This window comes from Streptomyces sp. NPDC002817 (assembly GCF_053592055.1).
Window position 1 is genome coordinate 335,242 of record NZ_JBSFUY010000002.1, and the last position, 14,707, is coordinate 349,948.

Genomic DNA, 14,707 nt, shown 5'->3' on the forward strand with positions numbered 1-14,707 from the left:
GTGAACCTCCTTGGAATTCGGGCTCTTTGTACAGGGATACGTGGGCAAACGCGCCGAGACCGACCCGCTGGCCGAGCACAAGGCGCTGATGGAGGAGACCGAGTACGTCATCCAGGCGGACAAGTCCGGGTTCAAGTACGCCTGGGCCTCCGAACACCACTTCCTGGAGGAGTACTCGCACCTCTCCGCGAACGACGTCTTCCTGGGATACCTGGCGCACGCGACGGAACGGATCCATCTCGGATCGGGGATCTTCAACCCCCTCGCCCAGGTCAACCACCCGGTGAAGGTCGCCGAGAAGGTCGCCATGCTCGACCATCTCACCGAAAACCGCTTCGAGTTCGGCAGCGGACGGGGGGCCGGGTCGCACGAGATCCTCGGCTTCCTGCCCGGCATCACCGACATGAACTACACCAAGGAGATCTGGGAAGAGACCATCGCCGAGTTCCCCAAGATGTGGCTCCAGGACGAGTACGTCGGCTTCCAGGGCAAGCACTGGCAGCTGCCGCCGCGCAAGGTGCTGCCGAAGCCGTACGGGAAGTCGCACCCCGCGATGTGGTACGCCGCCGGGTCACCGCCGTCGTACGGGATGGCGGCGCGCAAGGGGCTCGGGGTGCTCGGCTTCAGCATCCAGAAGGTGTCCGACATGGAGTGGGTGCTGGAGAAGTACAAGACGGCGATCGTGAACGCGGAGCCGATCGGGGACTTCGTCAACGACAACGTGATGGTGACGACGACGGCGATCTGCGCGCCCACGCACGCGGAGGCGATCGAGGTCGCGGTCAACGGGGGCCTGCACTATCTGCCCTCGCTGGTGTTCCGGTACCACGACACGTTTCCTCGTCCCGAGGGGTTCCCGGTGTGGCCGGAGACGTTGCCGGAGTACACCGCGGAGTTCGTGGAGCTGCTCATCGAGGAGGAGCTGCTGATCTGCGGGGATCCGGACGAGGTGCTCACGCAGTGCAAGCGGTGGGAGCAGGCGGGGGCGGACCAGTTGAGCTTCGGGTTGCCGGTGGGGGTGCCGAAGGAGGAGACCCTTCAGACGATTCGGCTCATCGGTGAGCATGTGATTCCGAAGATCGATACGGATCCTGTGCATCGGACTTCCCGGTTCCGGGCGGCCTCCTAACCGCCGTTGCGGGGTGCGGGTCGTCTGTGGCTGGTCGCGCAGTTCCCCGCGCCCCTTAGGTGCATCACCGGACCGCACGCCAAGGAGGCAACCGGCATGTTCGATCACGTCATCAAGGGCGCGACCGTCGTGGACGGCACCGGGGCGCCCGGCTTCATCGCCGACGTCGGCATTCTCGACGGGCGTATCACCGCGATCGGAGAGAAGATCACCGGCGAAGCCCGCTCCACCGAGGACGCCTCCGGGCTCGTCCTCGCCCCGGGCTTCGTCGACCCTCACACGCACTACGACGCCCAGCTGTTCTGGGACCCGTACGCCACGCCCTCCCTCAACCACGGCGTCACCACCGTCGCCGCCGGGAACTGCGGGTTCACCCTTGCCCCGTTGAAGCCGGAGGACGCCGACTACATCCGTCGCATGATGTCCAAGGTCGAGGGGATGTCCCTCGTGGCCCTGGAGGAAGGAGCGCCCTGGAGCTGGCGGTCCTTCGGGGAGTACCTGGACGCGCTGGAGGGGCGGATCGCCGTCAACGCCGGCTTCATGGTGGGGCACTGCGCGCTGCGCCGGTACGTCATGGGACCGGACGCCATCGGCGGGCAGCCCACGGACCGGCAACTCGCTGAGATGCTGAGCCTCTTCCATGACGCCATGGACGCCGGGGCCTGGGGGTTGTCCACCACCCAGTCGTCCACGCACTCCGACGGTGACGGACAGCCCGTCGCCTCCCGGCATGCCGAGCCCGCCGAACTCATCGCTCTGGCCAAGGCGGTCGGCGAGCACGAGGGGACGCAGATCGAGGCGATCGTCGCCGGGTGTCTCGACCAGTTCAGTGACGCCGAGATCGATCTGTTCGTGGAGATGAGCGCGGCGGCGGGACGGCCCCTCAACTGGAACGTCCTCACCGTCGACGCCTCCGTGCCCGAACGCGTGCCCCGACAGCTGTTCGCCAGTGAGCAGGCGCGGAAGGCCGGCGGGCGGATCGTCGCGCTGACCATGCCGATCCTCACACCGATGAACATGTCTCTCGGCACCTTCTGCGCGCTCAACCTCATCCCCGGGTGGGGACCGGTCCTCGGGCTGCCCGTGCCCGAGCGGATCGCCAGGCTCCGGGACCCGGACGTACGCGCCGAGATGCTCCGGCGCGCCGACTCCAAGGAGGCGGGCGTCTTCCGGCGGCTCGCGAACTTCGGGCGGTACGTCATCGGCGACACGTACAGCGAGGCGAACCGCGGGCTCAGCGGGCGGGTCGTGCGGGACATCGCCGAGGAGCGAGGGCAGGACGCCTTCCACTGTCTCGTCGAGATCTGCGCCGCCGACGATCTGCGTACGGTCCTGTGGCCCATGCCCACCGACAACGACCCCGCCTCCTGGGCGCTGCGCGCCGAGACCTGGCAGCACGAGGACGTCATGCTCGGCGGGTCGGACGCCGGCGCGCATCTGGACCGGATGTGCGGGGCGCCGTACACCACCCGCTTCATCGGCGACTGTCTGCGCGGGCGGAAGCTCGCCACCCTGGAACAGGCGGTGAAGATGCTCACCGACGACCCGGCCCGGCTCTTCGGGCTCAAGGAGCGCGGCCGGATCCGGGAGGGCTTCCATGCGGACCTCGTGCTCTTCGACCCGGAGCGGATCGGCGCGGGCACGGCCACCCTGGTGCACGACCTGCCGGGTGACAGCCCGCGGCTGGACTCCAAGGCCCTCGGGATACGGGCCGTGTGGGTCAACGGGGTCGCGGCGATCCGGGACGACGTGGTGAGCGGGGCCGTGCCGGGCAAGGTGCTGCGGTCGGGGCGGGACACCCGGACGGTGGCGACCAAGTGACGGCCAAGCAGCGGCTGTTCGTCGGCGGCTCGTGGACCGAGCCGGAGAGCGGGCACTACGAGGTCGTCGATCCGGCGACCGAACGGACCGTCGGGTGGGCGCCGGAGGCCTCGCGGGATCAGGTGCACGCGGCCTGCGCCGCGGCCCGCGAGGCCTTCGGTCCGTGGTCGCGCACGGCGCCCGAGGAACGGGCGGCGATCCTCGCGCGGGCCGCCGATGTCATCCGGTCCCGGTTCGTGGAGTACGCCGAGCTCGCCCAGGCCGAGACCGGTGCCACGACCGGGACCGCGCGGGCGATGCAGGTCGGGGTCGCCGCCGCCCGTTTCCAGCGGTACGCGCGCGTGGAGCCCGCCGAGTGGGCGATCCCGCCGCAGATCAACGAGGCCGGGCCCATGGGCAGGGCGGGGGTGATGGGTGCGCTGGCCGTACGCCAGCCCGTCGGGGTCGTCACCTGCATCACCTCGTACAACAACCCCTGGGCCAACCCGGCCGGCAAGATCGCCCCCGCCCTCGCCATGGGCAACACGGTCGTCGTGAAGCCCGCCCCGCAGGACCCGCTGTCGGTGTACCGGATGGCCGAGGCGCTGGAGGCCGCCGGGGTGCCGAGGGGCGTGGTCAATGTGGTCTCCGGCCGGTCCGTCGAGGTCGGCGAGGCCGCCGTGGACTCGCCCGACGTCGACATGGTCTCCTTCACCGGCTCCACCGCCGTCGGCCAGCGCATCGGCGAGGTCTGCGGGCGCGGCATGAAACGGCAGCTGATGGAGCTGGGCGGGAAGGGGGCGGCCCTCGTCTTCGACGACGCGGACATCGCCTCCGCCGTGGCCGGGATCGGGACCACCTTCTCCTTCTACAGCGGCCAGATCTGCACCGCGCCGACCCGGGTGCTGGTGCAACGCGGGGTGTACCAGCGGCTCGTGGACGGCCTTGCCGCGTACGCCGGGTATCTGAAGGTGGGGGATCCGCGGGCGGCGGACACCGTCGTCGGGCCGGTGATCTCCGCCGAGCACCGGGAGCGGGTGGAGTCCTACGTCGACATCGGGCGCAAGGAGGGCGCGGTGGTGGTCGCGGGCGGCGAGAGGCCGTCGTACGACCATGGCTTCTACGTCGCTCCCACCCTCCTCGCCGACTGCACGAGCGGGATGCGGGTCGTCCGGGAGGAGATCTTCGGACCGGTCGTGTCCGTGGTGCCCTTCGACGACGAGGAGGAGGGCGTCGCCCTCGCCGGCGACTCCGACTACGGCCTCATCGACTACGTCTGGTCCGGGGACGTGGCCCGTGCCTTCCGCGTGGCGCGGCGGCTGCGGGCCGGCGGGGTGGGGGTGAACACCGTCGGGCGGAACATGGAGGCGCCGTTCGGGGGGTTCAAGAAGAGCGGGGTCGGGCGGGACGTCGGGTCGTACGCGCTGCACGCGTACAGCGAGGTGCAGGCCATCGTCTGGCCCGGGTGACGGGGGACAAGGGCCGATCCGCTCGACGGGACCGCATATCGGGCCACGCCGGTGCCCCGTTGGCCAGGACGGTGCTGTCTCCCGGCGCCCGATTCGGGCACAGTCGTCCCATGGAGACCATGGTGCAGCTCAAGGACGGCGAGGTCTGGGCCGAGGACACGGGCGGGGACGGGGTCCCGGTGGTGCTGCTGCATCCCGGGATCGCGGACTCCAGGTGCTGGGATCCCGTGCTGCCGGAGCTCGTCGCGCGCCGCCGCGTGATCCGCTACGACGCCCGGGGGTTCGGGCGTTCGCCGAGTCCGACCGCCTCCTACTCCCTCGCCGAGGATCTGCGGGCCGTGCTCGACCACTTCGGCGTGGGGCGCGCGGTGCTCGTCGGTACGAGCATGGGCGGGGTGACCGCGGTCAGCGGGGCGCTGAACGAGCCGTCGCGGGTGGCGGGGCTGGTGCTGCTCGTGCCAGGCATCACCGGATACCCGGATCTGGAGGATCCCGAACTGACCGCCCGCATCGCAGAGTTGGCCACCGCGGGAGACATGGGCGGCCTGCTCGCCCTGGCCCTGGAGACCTGGGCGGCGGCCGGCACACCCCCCGACACCCAGGCCGCGGAGTGGCTGCGGGCGGCGATCCCGGCCTGGTTCACGACGTACGGCCACCAGACCGAGGACCCCCCGGCCTTCCCCCGCCTCGGCGAACTGGCCATGCCCTGCGCCCTCCTCCTCGGCGAGAAGGACACGGCCAGGACGGTCCGCTGCAACGAGGACATGGCCGCCGCGATCCCGGACTGCCACCTCGTACGCCTGCCGGACTGCGACCATCTGCCGACGCTGCGGGCGCCCGAGGTGGTGCGCGACCTGGTGCTGGAGATGTGCGCCAAGTCCTAGCCGTCCAGGTCCACCCGCACCGTCAGCAGCCCCGACCCCATCGCCCGCACGGCCGTGCTGTTCATGCGCGGCAGACCCCGCAGCCGGGCGACCGGGTCGTCGTCGGGCAGGAGATGGGCCGTTCCGGTGTGCCAGCGGCCGCGGAGGCGGACCCGGACACGCGGGTCGGCCTTGATGTTGCGGACGTACTGGGAGCGTTCGCCGAACTCCGAGACCAGCCAGAAGGAGCCCTCGACCCGGCGGCCGCCGACCGGGGTCGGGCGAGGGAGGCCGGAGGTGCGGCCGGTCGTCTCCAGGAGGGTCTGGAAGGGGAGGCGGCGCAGGATCGGGTTGCCGATCCGGCGCTGGAGCGCGGACACGGCACGGTACTTGCGTTCGTTGTGGCGGGGCATGGTTACTGAGTCTCCTGGAGATTCCGGTGGTGGGCCATGCGTGTGGTGACGTGGAACCTGTGGTGGCGGTTCGGTCCGTGGGTCGAGCGGCAGAAGGCGATTGTCGCCGTCCTGCGGGAACTGCGCCCCGATGTCGTGGGCTTGCAGGAAGTGTGGGCCGACCGCCGCAGCGGGGAGAACCTCGCCGCCCGGCTCGCCGGGGAGCTCGGCCTGTACTGGACCTGGGCCGCCTCGACCGCGCCCGAGCGCTGGCAGCGGCGGATCGGGGACCCGACGGTGGACATCGGCAACGCGGTGCTGAGCCGCTGGCCGGTGCTGGAACAGGACGTCCTGCGACTGCCCGCCCCGGCCGACCTCGACGACGGCCGCCTCGCCCTCTACGCACGGCTGGCCGCCCCGGACCACCCCGTCCCCTTCTTCACGACCCACCTCGCCTCACCCCTGCACGCCTCGGCCGTACGCCGTGAACAGGTCGCCGCCCTCGCCGGGTTCGTCGCCGCACACCGGGACGGCACCGCCTTCCCGCCCGTCGTGACCGGCGACTTCAACGCCTGGCCCGACGCCGACGAGACCCGCCTGTTCGGCGGCCTGCGGACCGCCCCCGTCGTCCCCGGCCAGGTCTTCTTCGACGCCTGGGAGTACGCCGACCCGGCCGCCCCCGCCGCCACCTGGAGCCCGGCGAACCCGTACGTCCACCCGGGCCTGGGCCCGGGCGGCCGTATCGACTACATCCACGTCGGCGGTCCGGCCGGGCCGGCGGGGGAGGGCACGGTGCTGGGGGTGCGGCGGGCCGGGGACGGGCCGGTGGACGGGGTGTGGCCGTCCGATCACGCGGCGGTCGTCGCCGACCTCGCGTCCCGGCATCCCTGACCGGCGGGCTTCCCGCGCGGTCCTAGTGGACGCGGCCCAGGAAGATCGGGTTGGTGAACGCGGCCGGCGCGCCCGGCAGCGGTCCGGCCGCCGTCTCGTGCCGCAACTCCGCCCGCACGTACGCCGCGTAGGCAGGCGTGGTCCGCCACTCGAACACCCCCGACCCCGCCACCGGCAGGGGCCCGCCGGTGAACAGCACCCCCTGGTCGGTCACGAACCGGACGGTGCAGCGGGGCGCGCCCGACACCTCGAGGCGTACCGTCACCGGTGTGTCCGGGGCGGCCGCCAACCGCTCGCCGATGCCGGCGTGTTCGCCCTTGCCGCCGGTCGCCGTGAAGCTCAGGGACACGTGCTGCGACTCGGCGACGTACGACCGCCCCGCCCGGATCCCCTCCTGGATCGCCTCACGGGACAGGTCGTCGGCGAGGACGACGGTCTGGGGGAGGCCGACGATGTCCGGGTCCCGGTGGGCGTCGCTGTTGCCCATGGCCGGAATCCAGTCCCGTCCCTCGCGCACGGACGCCACGAGCATGCCGTCCCAGTCGGCCAGCGCCACCTCGTCGTCGGGCGTGTAGGGGCCGTTCCACACCTCGACCGCGTCCGCCTCGCCGAAGCCGAACTTCCAGTTGCAGCCGATGCAGGTGGCGTGCGGATGGGCGGGGACGACCAGCCCCCCGGCCTTGCGGATGCGGCGGGCGAAGCGGCCGAAGCGGTTGTCGCGGGCCCGGTAGCGCCAGTCGACGAAGGTGCCGGGGTCGGTGCCGAGCGCCACCACATGGCCGTTCCTCGTGGTGACCTCCTCGCCCAGCATGATCAGCAGGTCGTCGCCCGCCTCGGTGGCCCAATGGGGGTGTGCCGCGTGGGTGTTGTGCTCCGAGGTGTTGATGAAGTCCAGGCCCGCCGCCCGGGCGAGGGCCGCGATCTCGGCCGGGGTGCGGCGGCCGTCGGAGTACCAGGAGTGCAGATGGCAGTCGCCCCGGTACCAGGCACGGCCCCGCCCCTTCGCGCGCTCGGGCGGGTACGTCGGCTCGACGACGGCGCCCTGCTCGCCGTAGGTGAGCGTGACGGTGATCTCGTACGACAGGCCCTGCGGCGCCACCGTGTAGGGGCCGAGCGCGATGTGCCAGGTGCCCGCGCGCACCCGTCCCGGGAGGTATCCGGGCGTCGCGTCGTCGGCGCGGAGGAAGAACTCGGTGCGGGCCCCTCCCGACCAGCCCCGGAAGCCCTGCCCGCCCAGCTCCGTGCCCCGCTCGTCGAAGATGCCGATGTCGAGGGCGTTGCCGGCCGTGCCCGCCGGGACGGAGGGGCGGTCGTAGGTGTAGGAGACCTTGATCTCCCGCACGCCGGACGGGACTTCGACCGGCACGTACACGAAGTCGGGGGACCCGGTGGGCAGGGTGCCCCGGATCGTCCTGGTCTCCTGGTCACCGTCGGCGGCCGCGGCGAAGGTCACGCTTCCCAACGTAAGCGCGGCGGCGGTTCCCGTCACGAGGAGTGTGCGTCTTCCGATGCCGTGATGGAGCTCGTTGTCGTCACACATGCCTCAACTCTCCCGGACGTCCGTGAACTGCCGTGGAAAGACAGGGGAATTGAGGTGGCTGAGGAATCCGGCCGACAATGCCGACCAGTCGGTATGGACAGATGAAGCCCCTCCGGGTACAGATAGGCCATGCGTATCTCCGCCACGATCTTCCTCACCGACGAGACGATCACCCCGACCCGGCTCGCCCGCGAGCTGGAGCAGCGGGGGTTCGCCGGCCTGTACCTGCCCGAGCACACCCACATCCCGGTGGAGCGTGTGACGCCGTACCCGGCGGGCGGCGAGCTGCCCCCCGAGTACGGCCGCACCCTTGACCCCTTCGTCGCGCTCGGCCAGGCGGCGGCGGTGACCGAGCGGCTCGGCCTCGGCACCGGCATCACGTTGGTCGCGCAGCACGACCCGATCGACCTCGCCAAGCAGATCGCGACGCTGGACCATGTGTCGGGCGGCCGGTTCACCCTCGGCCTCGGCTTCGGCTGGAACGTCGAGGAGGCCGCCGACCACGGCGTCGAATGGCGCACCCGGCGGGAGCTGGTGCGGGACCGGATGCGGCTGATGCACGCCCTGTGGACGGACGAACCGACGTCCTACGAGGGCGAGTTCGGCAGCGTACGGGCCTCGCACGCGTACCCCAAGCCCGTACAGAAGCCGCGCGGCCCGGTCGTCGGCCCCCGCACCCTCATCGGCGGGGCCGCCGGTCCCAAGCTGTTCGCGCACATCTGCGAGTACGCCGACGGGTGGCTGCCGATCGGCGGGCGCGGTCTGACCGAGTCGCTGCCGGTGCTGCGCGCCGCCTGGGCGGACGCGGGCCGCGACCCGGAAGCCCTCCAGATCGTGCCGTACGCGGTCTTCCCCAGCCCGGGCAAGCTCGCGCACTACGCCGAGCTGGGCATCGAGGAGGTCGTCGTCCAGCTGCCGCCGGCGGGCGAGTCGGAGGTGCTGCGACTGCTGGACGGTTACGCCGCGCACGTGTGACCGAGGGCAGTGAAGCCTACCCAGGGGCGCGGGGCTGTGCCGATGTGCGGCTACCGCCGCGCGGGCGCGACCAGCCACAACGGACCCGCACCCGGCAACGCACCACAGCCCTCCAAGACAACCCCCGACCCTGCTGAACCGGCGGAGCCCCTCCGTATGCTCGAAGGATGACGACTTCCGCGACTCCCGGAACCGGCCCGACCGAGAACTCCATGCGTCGCGCCCTCAAACGCGCCCGTGACGGCGTGGCCCTCGATGTCGACGAGGCCGCGGTCCTCCTCCAGGCCCGCGGTGCGGCCCTCGACGATCTCACCGCCTCCGCGGCCCGCGTCCGTGACGTGGGCCTTCAGGCGGCGGGCCGCCCCGGCGTCATCACGTACTCGAAGAGCGTCTTCATCCCCCTGACCCGGCTGTGCCGGGACAAATGCCACTACTGCACGTTCGTGACGGTCCCCGGCAAGCTGCGCCGTGCCGGGCACGGAATGTTCATGTCCCCGGACGAGGTGCTCGACATAGCCAGGCGCGGCGCCGCGCTGGGTTGCAAGGAAGCGCTGATCACTCTGGGCGACAAACCGGAGGACCGCTGGCCGGAGGCTCGAGAGTGGCTCGACGCGCACGGCTACGACGACACCATCGCCTACGTCCGCGCCATCTCCATCCGCATCCTGGAGGAGACGGGCCTGCTGCCCCACCTGAATCCCGGCGTGATGTCGTGGACGGACTTCCAGCGTCTGAAGCCGGTGGCGCCGTCGATGGGCATGATGCTGGAGACGACGGCCACGCGCCTCTGGTCGGAGCCGGGCGGCCCGCACCACGGCTCCCCCGACAAGGAACCGGCCGTCCGGCTGCGGGTGCTGGAGGACGCGGGCCGCTCGTCGGTCCCCTTCACCAGCGGCGTCCTCATCGGGATCGGCGAGACGTACGAGGAGCGGGCGGAGTCCTTGTTCGCGCTGCGCCGCGTAGCCCGCTCCTACCACGGCATCCAGGAACTGATCATCCAGAACTTCCGCGCCAAGCCGGACACCGCGATGCGCGGCATGCCGGACGCGGAGCTGGACGAGCTGGTGGCGACCGTGGCGGTGGCGCGGCACATCATGGGCCCGTCGGCCTGTCTGCAGGCCCCGCCGAACCTGGTCGACTCCGAGTACGAACGTCTCATCGGCGCCGGCATCGACGACTGGGGCGGGGTCTCGCCGCTGACGATCGACCATGTGAACCCCGAGCGCCCCTGGCCCCAGATCGAGGAGCTGGCGGAGCGCTCGGCCGCCGTCGGCTTCTCCCTGCGTGAACGCCTCTGCGTGTACCCGGAGTTCGTGGGCCGCGGCGAGCCCTGGCTGGACCCGCGGCTGCTGCCGCACGTACGGGCGCTGGCGGACCCGGAGACGGGACTGGCACGTCCCGACGCCGTCGTGGAGGGCCATCCGTGGCAGGAGCCGGAGGAGGTGTTCGTGTCGTCGGGCCGTACGGACCTCCACACCACCATCGACACGGAGGGCCGTACGTCCGACCGCCGCGACGACTTCGACGAGGTGTACGGCGACTGGGGCGCCCTGCGGGAGGCGGCGGCTCCCGGGATGGTCCCGGAGCGGATCGACACGGATGTACGTCAGGCCCTGCGGGTGGCGGCCGACGACCCGACCCGTCTGACGGACGCGGAGGCGCTGGCGCTGCTGCACGCGGACGGGCCTGCCCTGGACGCGCTCTGCGGTGTCGCGGACGACGTCCGCAAGTCGGCGGTCGGCGACGACGTCACGTACATCGTCACGCGGAACATCAACTTCACCAACGTCTGCTACACCGGCTGCCGTTTCTGCGCGTTCGCGCAGCGCCGCACGGACGCGGACGCCTACACCCTGTCCCTGGACCAGGTGGCCGACCGTGCCCAGCAGGCGTGGGAGGTGGGCGCGGTGGAGGTCTGCATGCAGGGCGGCATCCACCCGGACCTGCCGGGGACGGCGTACTTCGACATCGCGAAGGCGGTGAAGGAACGGGTCCCGGGGATGCACGTCCACGCGTTCTCCCCGATGGAGGTGGTGAACGGCGCGACCCGTACCGGGATGTCGATCCGCGAGTGGCTGACGGCGGCGAAGGAGGCCGGGCTCGACTCCGTTCCCGGCACGGCGGCGGAGATCCTGGACGACGAGGTCCGCTGGGTCCTGACCAAGGGAAAGCTGCCGACGGCGACGTGGATCGAGGTGATCACGACGGCGCACGAGGTGGGCATCCGCTCCTCGTCGACGATGATGTACGGCCACGTGGACCAGCCACGGCACTGGCTGGGCCACCTGCGCACCCTGGCCGGCATCCAGCAACGCACGGGCGGCTTCACGGAGTTCGTGACGCTGCCGTTCATCCACACGAACGCGCCGGTGTACCTGGCGGGTATCGCGCGCCCCGGTCCGACGATGCGGGACAACAGGGCGGTGACGGCGATGGCCCGTCTCCTCCTGCACCCCCACATCCCCAACATCCAGACCAGCTGGGTGAAGCTGGGCTCGGAGGGGGCGGCGGAGATGCTGCGCTCGGGCGCGAACGACCTCGGCGGCACGCTGATGGAGGAGACGATCTCGCGGATGGCGGGCTCGTCGTACGGCTCCTACAAGTCGGTGCGTGACCTGGTGGCGGTGGCGGAGCTGGCGGGCCGCCCCGCGAGGCCGCGCACGACCCTCTACGGCGAGGTGCCGGAGGAACGGCAGCGGGCGGCGGCGGTGTCCGACGGCCATCTGCCGGAACTGCTGCCGGTGCTGGACTGAGGGCGGGGCGCGGGCGCGGGCGCTGGCCGGGCTGGGCCGGGGTGAGTGGGAAGGCGGGGGCTGGGCTTGGGGCTCGGGCTGGGCTGAGGGCGTGAGCGGGCCGGATCGGGGGCGGGGGCGCTGGCCGGGTTGGGCCGGGGTGAGTGGGAAGGCGGGGGCTGGGCTTGGGGCTCGGGCTGGGCTGAGGGCGTGAGCGGGCCGGGCCGGGCCGGGCTGGATCGGAGGCGGAGGCGCTGGCCGGGCTGGGCCGGGGCGATGGGGAAGGCGGGAGCCCGGGTTCGCGGTGTGGGCTCGGGCCGGGCTGGGCCGGAGGCGGGGGCGCTGGCCGGGTTGGGCTTGGGGTGTGGGCGAGGGCCGGGCTTGGGGCGGGAGCTCGGGCGGCTCACAGTACGATGATCGGACCCCTGTTTGTCCGGAGGGGGCCGTAGCTGAGGAGATGCGTGCCGTGCCTGCCCCGAAGGTCTGGGTGACCGGTCTGACGGTGGGGGCGATAGCCGCCGTCGCGGTCCTCGCCGTCAAGGCGGACGAGGGCGCGAAGCCCACGGCCACCGCCCCCCGCCCGAGCGCCTCCGCCTCGGCGCAGCCCTCGGCGTCCCCCACGAAATCGACGGCCGCCGCGGTGCCGGACGACTCCGGCACCGGCCGCCGTGTCGTCTACTCCCTCGCCGAGAAACGGGTCTGGCTGGTCGACGCGAGCGACGCGGCCCAGCGCACCTTCCCGGTCTGGCCGGGAACGGTGAGCCCCGACCCCGGCAGCTACAAGGTCGACGTGCGCCGCGACGCCACGACCGGCTCCGACGGCGTCCAGATCGAGCACATCGTCTACTTCGCCAGCAAGTCGGGCCTCTCCATCGCCTTCTCCAACGCGGTGGACGGCTCATCGCCCCCCGCGGTCGCCTCCGGCAGTCAGACGAGTGGCATCCGCATGGCGAAGGCGGACGGTTCGGCACTGTGGACGTTCGGGGAGACGGGGACGACGGTGGTGGTGGTCGCGTAGCCGGCGCCACAGCCGGATCCGCCACTCACCGTTCGACGGACGGCAACTGCACCACCACCAGCACGACCCCGCTCAGCAGGAACACCCGCAGCGCCGCGTCCAACCCGTTCCAGTCCTCCGACTGCCACATCGAGAACCACTCACCGCCGATCGCGATGAACCCGGCACCGAAGAGCAGCATCACCATGAGCAGGCCGTACGTCGAGAAGCGCCGGGCGCGGAGGTCGTCGCGCCGGGCCCACAGCCAGGTGCCGTAGACCAGCACCAGGGCCGCGATCACCTCCCACACGATGATCGCGACGTACGCCGCGTCCTGAAGCCCCTCGCTGGTCACGGCCCGCCACATCAGGTCGTCGTCCTCGAAGGTGGTGTCCATGGCGAGGACATGCTGGACGAACGCCTGATTGGTGCCGAAGTCGGTGATGTTCCCGAACGCGACGAGGGCCATGTAGAGGGCGACGGTCGCGGTGAGCAGGGTGCCGGCGAGGTGGAGCGCGCTGCGTGGGGATGTCGTGGCCATGGCGATCAGCTTTCCCCTCCGGCGCCCGCCGTACGCCGTACGCATCGAGGCAGAATGACGCCGTCACACGGATCGCCCCGAGCGCCGAGTGGTACGGGTGATACCTGACCACCCAGGACCATTTCCGACCACTCCGGCACATCCCCCATACCCCTACGCCCCCTGAACCGACCGTTCCCGGTCGATTACAGTGCTGAATCGTCGTGTACGCGGACGGTGCCGCTGGGGAGGTCTTGGTGGGTGCGACAGCCGGGGCCATATGGGGCCGTGTCGAGCAGCAGGACTTCCGGGGCCGGGTGCGGGGGACGTTGCTCGGAGCCGCCGTCGGGGACGCCCTCGGGGCGCCCGTCGACCAGCTCGATCTCGACGGGATACGGGAGGCCCACGGCGCCGAGGGCGTCGTCGATCTCGGTGCCGCCTACGGCAGACGCGGGGCCGTCACCCATCTCACCCAGCTCACGCTCTTCTCCGTCGACGGGCTCATACGGGCCCAGGTGAGACGGGACATCGGGGCCTGGCATCCGCCCAGCGATCTGCACCGGGCGTACCTCAGATGGGCCGCCACCCAGCGGGACTGGGGGCCCGACGAGCGGCGGAAGGACGACGGGTGGCTCGCCAGGGAGGAGTGGCTGTACGCCCGGCGTGACCCCGCCCGCTCCCTGCTCGTCGGGTTGGGCGACGAGAACATGGGGACCCTCGAGGTACCCAAGAACCCCGGTGAGGCGGGGCCCGAGGCGGCCGCGCGGTCCGCGCCCTTCGGGCTGCTCGTCGGATGGGAGCCACAGCTCGTCGCACAGCTCGCGGTGGAGTGCGCCGCGCAGACGCACGGGCACCCGGTCGCGTACCTCTGTGCCGGGGCGTACGCCGTCATCGTGCACGCGCTGGCCCGCGGGGAGAGCCTCGACGGGGCCGTGCAGCGGGCGCTGGCGCTGCTGGCCGCCCGGCCAGGGCATCAGGCCGTCTCGGACGCGTTGCAGCACGCGCTGGGCGCCGTACGCCAGGGCATGCCGACCCCGGAGCGGGTCGGGGAGCTCATGGGGGAGGGGACGGCCGAGGGGCTGCTCGCCGTCGCCGTGTACTGCGCCCTCGTCGGCGAGGACGTCCGTCACGGCCTCTGCCTCGCCGTCAACCACGACGGCCCCTCCGCCGCGGCCGGCGCCCTCACCGGCGGCCTCCTCGGCGCCCTGCACGGCGAAACGGCCCTCCCGCCGGCCTGGCTGGCCGAGCTGGAGGGCCGTCCCACGCTGCTGGAACTCGCCGACGACTTCGCCATGGAGATGACCCAGGGGCCCGCGCTCCACGGTCCGGCGGGGTCGTCCCCGGGGTGGCTGGCCAGGTACCCGAGGGGCTGACCGCCGTATTCCAACCTGTCCGGCGG

Annotated in this window: 12 protein-coding genes; 9 read left to right on the forward strand and 3 right to left on the reverse strand. The window is 71.9% G+C overall.

Going from position 1 to position 14,707, the window contains the following annotated elements; all coding sequences use genetic code 11:
• Positions 1 to 10: 10 nt before the first annotated feature.
• The 4 genes from ACWD3I_RS04540 (at position 11) to ACWD3I_RS04555 (ending at position 5,282) form a co-directional block, all read left to right on the forward strand.
• The gene (locus ACWD3I_RS04540; RefSeq protein WP_327717693.1) at positions 11 to 1,129 is read left to right on the forward strand and encodes an LLM class flavin-dependent oxidoreductase; all 1,119 of its coding nucleotides are present in this window, start codon (positions 11 to 13) and stop codon (positions 1,127 to 1,129) included.
• A 96-nt stretch (positions 1,130 to 1,225) separates the two neighbouring features.
• The gene (locus ACWD3I_RS04545; RefSeq protein WP_365394206.1) at positions 1,226 to 2,950 is read left to right on the forward strand and encodes an N-acyl-D-amino-acid deacylase family protein; all 1,725 of its coding nucleotides are present in this window, start codon (positions 1,226 to 1,228) and stop codon (positions 2,948 to 2,950) included.
• Positions 2,947 to 4,398, forward strand: coding sequence for an aldehyde dehydrogenase family protein (locus tag ACWD3I_RS04550; protein WP_365394205.1), 1,452 nt, complete (start codon positions 2,947 to 2,949; stop codon positions 4,396 to 4,398). The genes ACWD3I_RS04545 and ACWD3I_RS04550 overlap by 4 nt, the downstream gene beginning before the upstream one ends.
• A 110-nt stretch (positions 4,399 to 4,508) precedes the next feature.
• Positions 4,509 to 5,282 carry an alpha/beta fold hydrolase gene (locus ACWD3I_RS04555; protein WP_365394204.1) on the forward strand — a complete coding sequence of 258 codons (774 nt, stop codon included), beginning with the start codon at positions 4,509 to 4,511 and terminating at the stop codon, positions 5,280 to 5,282.
• Here ACWD3I_RS04555 and ACWD3I_RS04560 read toward each other — a convergent pair.
• Positions 5,279 to 5,674 carry a nitroreductase/quinone reductase family protein gene (locus tag ACWD3I_RS04560; RefSeq protein ID WP_365394203.1) on the reverse strand — a complete coding sequence of 132 codons (396 nt, stop codon included), beginning with the start codon at positions 5,672 to 5,674 and terminating at the stop codon, positions 5,279 to 5,281. The two genes, ACWD3I_RS04555 and ACWD3I_RS04560, sit on opposite strands and share 4 nt — an antisense overlap.
• A 36-nt stretch (positions 5,675 to 5,710) precedes the next feature.
• On the opposite strand from ACWD3I_RS04560, the gene ACWD3I_RS04565 reads away from it, so the two are divergent.
• Entirely contained in the window at positions 5,711 to 6,544 is an 834-nt protein-coding gene (locus ACWD3I_RS04565; RefSeq protein ID WP_365394202.1) for an endonuclease/exonuclease/phosphatase family protein, read from the forward strand.
• Between the two features lie 22 nt (positions 6,545 to 6,566).
• Here the strand turns inward: ACWD3I_RS04565 and ACWD3I_RS04570 are convergent, their stop codons facing one another.
• Positions 6,567 to 8,084 carry a CehA/McbA family metallohydrolase gene (locus tag ACWD3I_RS04570; protein WP_365394201.1) on the reverse strand — a complete coding sequence of 506 codons (1,518 nt, stop codon included), beginning with the start codon at positions 8,082 to 8,084 and terminating at the stop codon, positions 6,567 to 6,569.
• A 129-nt stretch (positions 8,085 to 8,213) separates the two neighbouring features.
• Here ACWD3I_RS04570 and ACWD3I_RS04575 point away from each other — a divergent pair, with 129 nt between their 5' ends.
• From ACWD3I_RS04575 to ACWD3I_RS04585, 3 genes are all read left to right on the forward strand, one after another.
• Positions 8,214 to 9,059, forward strand: coding sequence for an LLM class F420-dependent oxidoreductase (locus ACWD3I_RS04575; RefSeq protein ID WP_365394200.1), 846 nt, complete (start codon positions 8,214 to 8,216; stop codon positions 9,057 to 9,059).
• A gap of 167 nt (positions 9,060 to 9,226) precedes the next feature.
• The gene (locus ACWD3I_RS04580) at positions 9,227 to 11,812 is read left to right on the forward strand and encodes a bifunctional FO biosynthesis protein CofGH (RefSeq protein ID WP_365394199.1); all 2,586 of its coding nucleotides are present in this window, start codon (positions 9,227 to 9,229) and stop codon (positions 11,810 to 11,812) included.
• A 436-nt stretch (positions 11,813 to 12,248) separates the two neighbouring features.
• Complete coding sequence (locus ACWD3I_RS04585; RefSeq protein WP_365394198.1) at positions 12,249 to 12,809, forward strand: hypothetical protein; 561 nt, start codon at positions 12,249 to 12,251, stop codon at positions 12,807 to 12,809.
• 25 nt (positions 12,810 to 12,834) lie between these two features.
• Here the strand turns inward: ACWD3I_RS04585 and ACWD3I_RS04590 are convergent, their stop codons facing one another.
• Entirely contained in the window at positions 12,835 to 13,329 is a 495-nt protein-coding gene (locus ACWD3I_RS04590) for a DUF2165 domain-containing protein (RefSeq protein ID WP_365394197.1), read from the reverse strand.
• 236 nt (positions 13,330 to 13,565) lie between these two features.
• Between ACWD3I_RS04590 and ACWD3I_RS04595 the strand changes: the two genes are divergently transcribed.
• Complete coding sequence (locus tag ACWD3I_RS04595; RefSeq protein WP_365394196.1) at positions 13,566 to 14,681, forward strand: ADP-ribosylglycohydrolase family protein; 1,116 nt, start codon at positions 13,566 to 13,568, stop codon at positions 14,679 to 14,681.
• The last annotated feature ends 26 nt before the right edge of the window (positions 14,682 to 14,707 follow it).